Consider the following 8,605-nt stretch of genomic DNA (forward strand, 5'->3'; position numbering starts at 1 on the left):
ATCCTCATCCCACCCGCCCCGCACCCCGTTACGGCAGCGCCCTCGAACACGGCGAAGCCCACACCCGCGACCATGCCGCCTGGTCGCGGCGCGACTTCCTCACGGGCCTCGGCGCGGCTATCGGCGGCGCCTTCGTGCTTGGAGGCGCCCCGATCCGCGCCTACGGGGCCTCGCCGCTGCTGGCGCAGCTGGCCGCCGCCGAGACCGACCGTGTGCTCGTCCTCATCCAGCTCTCCGGCGGCAACGACGGCCTGAACACCATCATCCCCTACGAAAACGACGTCTATTACCGCGAGCGGCCGTCCATCGCCATCGCCAAAAACACGGCCCAGGCGTTGGCGGTAGGGCTCGATCAGGGGCTGCACCCGTCCCTTGCGCCGTTCGGGCCGTACTTCAACGATGGGCGGTTCGCCATCGTCCAGAACGTCGGCTACCCGTCGCCGAACCTCTCCCACTTCCGGTCCACGGATATCTGGATGTCCGGCACCTCATCGGACACCATTTCCCCCACCGGCTGGGTGGGGCGGTACCTGAATCGGGAGTTTCCGAATTTCGACGAGACCCCGACCGACTTCCCGCTGGCCGTCCAGATCGGCGGCCTGTCGTCCCTGATGTTCCAGGGGCCGGCCGGCAACATGGGGATGTCGCTGGTGAGTCCGGAATTCTTCGAGCGCCTCGCCGAGGATGGCAAGCTCTACGAAACCGCCGGCCTGCCCTCGACCCGCTACGGCGCCGAGATGGGTTACGTCCGCTCCGTCGCCAACGACTCCTTCGTCTACGCCGGCGCCGTTCAGGCCGCCTCGGCCGTTGGCGCGAATGAGGTCGACTATCCCCAGAACACGCTCGCCAATAACCTGTCCATTGTCGCCCGCCTGATCAAGGGCAACCTCGGCTCGCGGATCTACCACGTCTCCATCGGCGGATTCGACACCCACGCCAACCAGCTGGGCGACCACGGCCAACTCCTGAACGCCCTGGCATCCAGTGTCGACGCCTTTCTACAGGACGTGGCGGCGGCCGGCATGGGCGACCGCGTGCTGACGATGACGTTCTCCGAATTCGGCCGGCGCGTGGGGCAGAACGGCTCCTTCGGGACCGACCACGGCACCGCCGCGCCCCTGTTTGTCGCCGGCGACGGCGTGAACGGCGGCCTGTACGGCAACGCGCCCGACCTCGTGAACCTGGACCTCGCCGGCAACATCCTGCACGAACACGATTTCCGCACGATCTACGCCACCATGCTGCAGGACTGGTTCGGGCTCGACCCCGCGGTCGTCGGAGAAGTGTTGTTCGGTCATCCGTATGAGGCGCTCCCGCTCATCGCCAACCCCGCGAGCCCCGTGGCCGTGGAGCGGGGCGCGCTGCCGTCGTCGTTCACGCTCAACCAGAACTACCCGAACCCGTTTAATCCGCAGACCACCATCACCTTCACCCTTACACGCCCCGAAGCCGTCCGCCTGGTCGTATTCGATATCCAGGGACGCCGGCTTGAAACGCTGGTGGACGGGACGCTGCCCGCCGGCCCGCACCGTGTGGCCTTCGACGCCGGAAGGCTGCCGAGCGGGACGTATCTGTACCGGCTGGAAACCGCCGGCGGCGCCCAGAGCCGGCGGATGACGCTGGTTCGATGAGGCGCGTACACTTGTACTGAAACGGCGAGCCCTTATGGTGAGATGCCAGGCCGGAGCATTTTATCTGGTTATTCAGGTGTTGTCCGCTTGCGAATTCCTCTTGGAGCATGGCAAAACCAGCGCAGGCAGGAAAATCTAGCATAAAAGACCTCGAATGCGCCAAAACCACTTGTTTTTTCGTTATGCGCTGCATTACGTTCAGATGCGGTACGTGTAGCCCACTTGGAAAAAACCGCGTGCCATAACGAAGACCGATGCCGCCCACTCATCACGGCTCGCTTCGCGCAGATCCCCCCCGGAATTGCTGACCACTAACTCTTGTTATCGCCATGGGGAAGGGATTGCTTATTGTACTAGCGGGGTTTATCGCCTCGGCGCTCATCGTTAACCAGTCCTCGCAGCAGTCTACTCACACGACAAGCTCCGTAGTCTCGGCATACGAAAACGAGCTTCTTGCCCGGCAAATAGCCACATCGGCGATCAATCTGGGAGTAGCCGAGGCGAAGCGTGATTTTTCGAATGCCGAGATGATTTCGTATGTAGATCACGCGTTTCTAGGCGGCCATTTCGATTTAACCGCGACACCATTGGCTGGAGGCGAGATCCTGCTTCGAGCGACCGGTATCAGTGGCGATAAAGGGTATGAGATCACGGCCACGCTCCGCAGCATTGTTGCACCGGGGACGGTAGAAGCGGCGATTCTAATCGATGCCCCATACGCCGAGATATCATTCAACGGCGATTCATTTGTAGACAGCGGGATCGATACCACGCCGCCGTCGATGGGCGGGCCCTATGCGGGAAGTTCGGTAGCCGTTCATGGCGTCCGGACAACGCTCAGCAGCGTGAAGGATCTTGTTGAGGGTGCGATTTCCCACAAGCAAGAAGATCAGATTGTCGGTATCGGTGGAGAACTCGATGTAACGTATGGACCTTTTGCGCTCAACCTCGATTCGCTTCGAACAGAGGTGTTGAGTCGTGCGGATGCCGTATTCCCAGGTGGTATATTTAACGGCAATCGAACCTACGGTTCACCCACGGAGCCGCAATACATCGTGGTATCCGGAGATGCGACCTTTAATGGCACAGTGGCAGGTTATGGCGTCCTGCTCATCGAGGGCGATATGCAAGTGCTTTCCGGCACATTCGGATGGGAAGGCATCGTTATGGCCAGAGCGGGCGATTCGGCAGACCTGCATATCACGTATAAAGGTACCGCGACAATTTATGGGGCTCTGATTCTTCAGGTCCCCTCGTTTGCCGGCGACAATGAAGCCGATCAGGACACAGGCGAGGGCGGCGACCCACTTGAAGGAGACCCCTCTCCACCCAGGCTCCACTTTGTGCAGGATGGAAGATCGGGCGTCTATTACAGCTACGCGGCACTGGATCGTCTTAGCGTTCAACTGTCGAGTATCGGGGCTGCCGCTGCACCGCGGATCGTGATGAGCGGGCGGTATGAATCGCGCACGGGGTATTAGAGGTCCATCGGAGCCCGGGTACAGAACCGGTACCAGACTGTAGAGTGCACCGGACGCTGCGGTTGTGGTGGCGCGATGCGGGCCTGGCGCGTGGTGATCGTTGCCCCGGTCACGGAGCCCAGGGTGTCATTACCGTCCCCCTGCACACATCGCTGAGGCATTCACAATCGGCGCCACGATAAATGCGGACTACTCCTGTGTAATCGTCTCGCGTTTCCCCCCAGTTATGGGAGCCTGGTCGATCTATTCGCAGTGGGTGAACAAGCCATGTCGCTCGTTTCAGACACCCCGACGATTGCAGTAGAAGTGAACGGAACTTCGACTCGTCTCTAGCGCCGCCTGCGGTTTGGACCCAATGTAAAACGGCGGATGGGGTTTGTGCCCCATCCGCCGTTGGTTTTATATTGACCGGTCCGAGAACAGCCGAGGACCTGCCGTGGTAACGCGATGACACGGACGGAATCTCCGCGGAGAGTTACTTCGACAGCACCATCGTCTGCGTAAACGTCCCGGCCGGCGTGCTCAGCCGGTAGAGGTAGGTTCCGCTCGGCAGGTTGCCGGCGTCGAAGCTGGCGTCGTATTGTCCGGCCTCGAGGGCGCGGTCCACGAGGAGTTCGACTTCACGGCCCAGCAGGTCGTACACCGAAAGCCGGATGTGCGTCGCTTCCTGGACGGAGAAGCTGATCGTGGTCGTCGGGTTAAACGGGTTCGGGTAGTTGCCATTCAGGCCGAAGCTGACCGGGGTGTCCACGGCGAGGCGGTCGATCCGGGAGCCGGCATTCATCGCGCTGCTGACATCGTCGCAATGGCCCGGGCCGATCTCACCGTTGTTATAGGCGTCGAGGGTATTGCTCAGCGTTTCGCCCCCATTCCAGTCCTTATTGCCATTGCCCACGGGGCCGTTGGCAATCAGCCAGGCATCGGCCGCCGAGATCGTCGAGGCGATGTCCGTGTCGTCCGCGCCATTCGCGACGTTCAGCTTCGCGGCGATGAGTTGATGCGCCAGAATGAGCGTCTTATCTCCCTTGGGCGAGGCATTAAAGATATCGAGCAACTGGGCCTTGGTGTAGACCACATTGCCCAGCGTGAGCTGGTCGACAGGCCACGCCTCCGGATGCGTTTTCCAGAAGCCCTGGGTGTACGAGCAGCCGCCCGGTGGGGGCGGTGGCGGCAGGAAGACGATGTTGTCCAGCCCGCCCGAACCCTTGTGGGTCATTACGAGCTGCACGACGCCAGCCGTGCCCGCGCCGGCCAGCCCGGCGTCGGTAACCACGGTGGCGACGCCATTGTCGCCAGTAGCCGGCGAGCTGAACATGCCGAGCATGACGCCGCCTTCACCGATGAGTTCGATGTTCTGGGACTCATTGCTCTCCCGGTCGATGATTGTGAACTGGTAGATGGTCACCGGCTCTGGAAAATCGAGCACGATCGTCGTTGCGCCGTTTTCGTCGTCCGGATTGATCACGCCGGGCAGGCCCGGCTGGATGTCGACGATTTCCGTCGGCCGCTCGTGCACGATCAGGATGTTACCCAGCGCCGAATCGTTCTGGAATGCGCCCGGGCCGCCGCCCAGGCCGAGGCCGGGACCCCCGAAGGCCACGTTCGGCGAACCGAGGTCGCGATCGTTGCCGGTGCATCCGCCGATGCAGTACGAGTCGAAGATCACGGCCGCGTTGACGCCGGGGCTGTTTTGAAGATTAGAGCCGGTCACCGTGACGGGGCCGAAGCCACCGTCGCCGAAGACACTGCTTACGACCTGGCCTTCGACGAGGCCTTCGAAGTCGATCGTTTCTTGCGCCGATGCCTTGTTCAGTCCGAATAAGGCGATCATTAGCATAGTGAGGATACAGGCCCGAAGCCTGTGCATAGTACGGTTATCCATGGTGGATCACCCTTGATTGGTTGTGAGATGGAATTTCCTGGGGCTTGCAGGAACACCAATAAAGGGTATTATTGGAAGAGTAGCTACATGTTATGCATGATCGCTACGTCGCTTCTGGCGCATCCGACGTGCGCCGGCATCTACATCCTGGCAGCGATTCGAAACCCTCGATGTAGGAAAATTAAGCACGGGGTTTAGTACCCTTTTCACGATTCCAACCGGATCCCCCGGAACGTGCAGACGGTGGCGCCGGCGTAGTCGCATCGGCCGCTCATGGCGCCATCTTCGATCGTGCCCGAGTAGGTGATCGTCTGGCCACCGCTGGTCACCGTGAAGGCGATCTCGTTGACACGCAGCGTGCCCGTGACGTCCGAGCGGCCGAGGAGGCCCTGGTAGCCGCCTCGGAGCGTCTCGCCGTCCTGTTCGAGCTGCAGATAGGCCGAACCGCTGCTCGCGTCGAGTACGATTTGCATGTGCCAGCTGCCAGAGACGCGTTCGGCGAAGAGCGTAGGCGAGAGGGCGGTCAGCGCGAGTGCGCCGACCAGCAAGAGGGAACGAAGGACCGAGGTGATCATGGCCGCGGGGTATGAGAAACAGGCGTGTGCTGCCACGCCTTGCGGCGATAGTATGAAAACACGGGGAAAGATCAAAAAAAGCATGATTTTTTCTCGATTGTCCTTCGTTTATCAGGGATCCTCAGCCGATACGATACGTCCTACAGCCTCTTGAATACCTGACGTTTTCGATCTCGCACGGCACGGTACCATGGAAGGAAAGATCAAATTCGGTGACCGCGTTCGCGTCCATCTCTACAATAAGCAGGGCCAGTTGCTGGGCGCTATCGAAGGCGTGGCGAGCGACTTCGCGCCCAATACGGAGGTGGCGCCTGGCATCAAGAAGAACCTCATCTGGGTCACGCAAATCAAGGACTACCAGCGCCCGGACGACACCGGTGAGCCCCAACCGGCCGACGAAGGCTGGTTCGCCGACACCGATGTCGAGCGCCTCGAGGACGCCGGCGGCCAGGTGGCCGTTCGCATCTTCTCCAACTGAGTTCTCCTTCATCTCTCAGCGCCCACAGCGGCCACAAATCCTGTGTCAGTAGTTCCCACGTCACCCTCTGGCGACGATCGCGCGCCATCGACCAACTTCATCCGCGGCATCATCAACGAGGACCTGCGTTCAGGCCTCAACGGGGATCGCGTCGCCACGCGGTTTCCGCCGGAGCCCAACGGCTACCTCCACATCGGTCACGCCAGCTCGATCTGCCTCAACTTCGGCATCGCGCGGGACTTCCCCGGCGCCGTCTGTCACATGCGGTTCGACGACACAAACCCGGAGACGGAGGAGATTGAATACGTCGAGTCCATCATGAACGACGTCCGCTGGCTGGGCTTCGACTGGAAGGACAAGCTGTTTTTTGCTTCGGGCTACTTCGAGCAGCTCTACGGCTTCGCCGTGATGCTCATCAAATCCGGCAAGGCGTACGTCGACAGTCTGAACGAGGAGGAGATCCGCACGCTGCGCGGGACGGTGAACGAGGCCGGCAAAAACAGCCCGCACCGCGATCGCTCCGTGGCCGAAAGCCTGGACCTCTTCTCGCGCATGCGGGCCGGCGAATTTCCGGACGGCGCGCACGTCCTCCGGGCGAAGATCGACATGGCGTCCCCGAACATGCTCTTGCGGGACCCCGTGTTCTACCGCATCAAACACGCTCACCACTACCGCACCGGCGACGCGTGGTGCATCTACCCGCTGTACGACTTTGCGCACCCGCTCTCCGACGCCATCGAGGGCATCACACACTCGATCTGTACGCTGGAGTTCGAGGTGCACCGGCCGCTGTACGACTGGCTGGTCGAAAACGTCCCCGTCGCCTGGAATCCGCGCCCGCGGCAGCACGAGTTCGCGCGCCGCAACCTGAACTACACGGTCACCAGCAAACGGAAGCTGCTGCGGCTGGTGAACGAGGGGTATGTGGATGGATGGGACGATCCCCGGATGCCCACCATCGCCGGGCTCCGTCGGCGCGGGTACACGCCGGAGTCCATCCAGGCGTTCTGCGACCGGATTGGCATCACCCGCTCCACCGGCGAAGATGACATCGCCCTGCTCGAATATAGCATCCGGGACGACCTCAATCACAAGGCGCCCCGCGTGATGGCCGTGCTGGACCCCCTCAAGGTCATCATCACCAATTTTCCAGAGGGCAAGGTAGAGCACCACGACGCCTCCTACTGGCCGCACGATGTCCCGAATGAAGGCTCCCGTCCGGTGCCGTTCACGCGTGAACTGTACATCGAGCGGGAGGATTTCATGGAGAACCCGCCGAAAAAATTCCACCGCCTCTCCCCCGGCGCGGAGGTGCGGCTGCGGTACGCGTACCTCATCCGGTGCACGGGCGTCGTGAAGGACGCTTCCGGCCAGGTCGTCGAAGTGCACTGCACGTACGACCCGGAGACACTCAGCGGCGGGGAGACCCGGAAGGCGAAGGGCACCCTGCACTGGGTGTCCGCCGCGCACGCCGTGCCGGCTGAAGTGCGCCTCTACGACCGCCTCTTTTCGCGCCCCGATCCGGAAGGGGAGGAGGGGAAGACGTTCCTGGATACCCTCAACGCGGATTCCCGCATCGTGTTGTCGCGTTCGGTCGTCGAGCCGAGTCTTGCCGGCGCGACGCTAGGCGAACGCTTTCAGTTCGAGCGGCAGGGGTATTTTGTAGTCGACCAGGACACAGCCCCCGGCAAGCTGGTGTTTAACAGGATCGTGACGCTGCGGGATACATGGGCGAAAGAAGTGGAGAAGACCACGACGCCAGCCACGACGCCGGCCACGACGCCGGCCACGAAGTCGGCCGCGCCTGTCGGTGTCGGCGAACGCGGCACGACCTCCAAACCCCGAACTACTTCCGATAGCGTCCAGAATTTGTCTCCCAGCCAGGCGGCGTCGCTACAGCGGTATGTGGACGAACTCGGCCTCGACCTCTCCGAGGCCGAGGCGCTTGTCGCCGATGGCGCCCTGGCGTCGCTGTTTGATGCGACCCAGGTCCTCGGATATGCCCCCAAGGCCGTCGCTGCCTGGGTGGTGCACGCGCTTCCGGGCGAACTCGCCGGCCGGCCCCTCGCCGACACCACGCTCCAAGCGGATACCGTGGGTGAGTTGATCGACCTCATCGAGGACGGCACACTTTCCACACGGATCGCAAAAGACGTGTTCGCCGCCATGGTTACCACGGGCAAACGGCCCGCGGCGATTGTTGAAGAACGCGGCTATCGCCAGGTGAGCGACGCCGGCGCGCTCGAGCCCATCGTGACGTCGCTCGTCACCCGTTTTCCGGATAAGGTGGCGCAGTATCGAGACGGGAAGACGGGTCTGATGGGCTTTTTTGTCGGCGAGGTGATGAAAGAGACCAAAGGCCAGGCGAACCCCCAGATGGTGAAGGACCTGCTGGCGGAACAGTTGGGCTGAAGGGTTTAAGGTTCGAGGTTTAGAGACTGTTGGGATTTTCACAATCAAAGGCATCGTCATCCCCCGGTCAAAGCCGGGGGCAGGCTCCCGCGAAGGCGGGAAACGAGCGAAGCGACTTACGAAGTAATCCAGCCATCAGACTGGCA

At 61.9% G+C, this 8,605-nt stretch carries 6 protein-coding genes; 4 read left to right on the forward strand and 2 right to left on the reverse strand.

All coding sequences use genetic code 11. The features are described from left to right. The coding region (locus tag SH809_08645; GenBank protein ID MDZ4699757.1) for a DUF1501 domain-containing protein at nt 1-1,631 on the forward strand (1,631 nt) is incomplete at its 5' end. Nucleotides 1,632-1,960: 329 nt separating this feature from the next. Next, nucleotides 1,961-3,112 (forward strand): hypothetical protein, encoded by a 1,152-nt coding sequence (locus SH809_08650; GenBank protein MDZ4699758.1) that lies wholly within the window; start codon nt 1,961-1,963, stop codon nt 3,110-3,112. Nucleotides 3,113-3,587: 475 nt separating this feature from the next. Here the strand turns inward: SH809_08650 and SH809_08655 are convergent, their stop codons facing one another. Continuing rightward, complete coding sequence (locus tag SH809_08655) at nt 3,588-4,994, reverse strand: T9SS type A sorting domain-containing protein (protein MDZ4699759.1); 1,407 nt, start codon at nt 4,992-4,994, stop codon at nt 3,588-3,590. A gap of 206 nt (nt 4,995-5,200) precedes the next feature. Continuing rightward, nucleotides 5,201-5,569, reverse strand: coding sequence for a hypothetical protein (locus SH809_08660; protein MDZ4699760.1), 369 nt, complete (start codon nt 5,567-5,569; stop codon nt 5,201-5,203). A gap of 190 nt (nt 5,570-5,759) precedes the next feature. On the opposite strand from SH809_08660, the gene SH809_08665 reads away from it, so the two are divergent. Beyond that, entirely contained in the window at nt 5,760-6,047 is a 288-nt protein-coding gene (locus tag SH809_08665) for a hypothetical protein (protein ID MDZ4699761.1), read from the forward strand. A gap of 42 nt (nt 6,048-6,089) precedes the next feature. Next, nucleotides 6,090-8,459 carry a glutamine--tRNA ligase/YqeY domain fusion protein gene (locus SH809_08670; GenBank protein ID MDZ4699762.1) on the forward strand — a complete coding sequence of 790 codons (2,370 nt, stop codon included), beginning with the start codon at nt 6,090-6,092 and terminating at the stop codon, nt 8,457-8,459. Nucleotides 8,460-8,605 lie beyond the last annotated feature (146 nt).

The organism is Rhodothermales bacterium, from assembly GCA_034439735.1.
Classification (GTDB): domain Bacteria; phylum Bacteroidota; class Rhodothermia; order Rhodothermales; family JAHQVL01; genus JAWKNW01.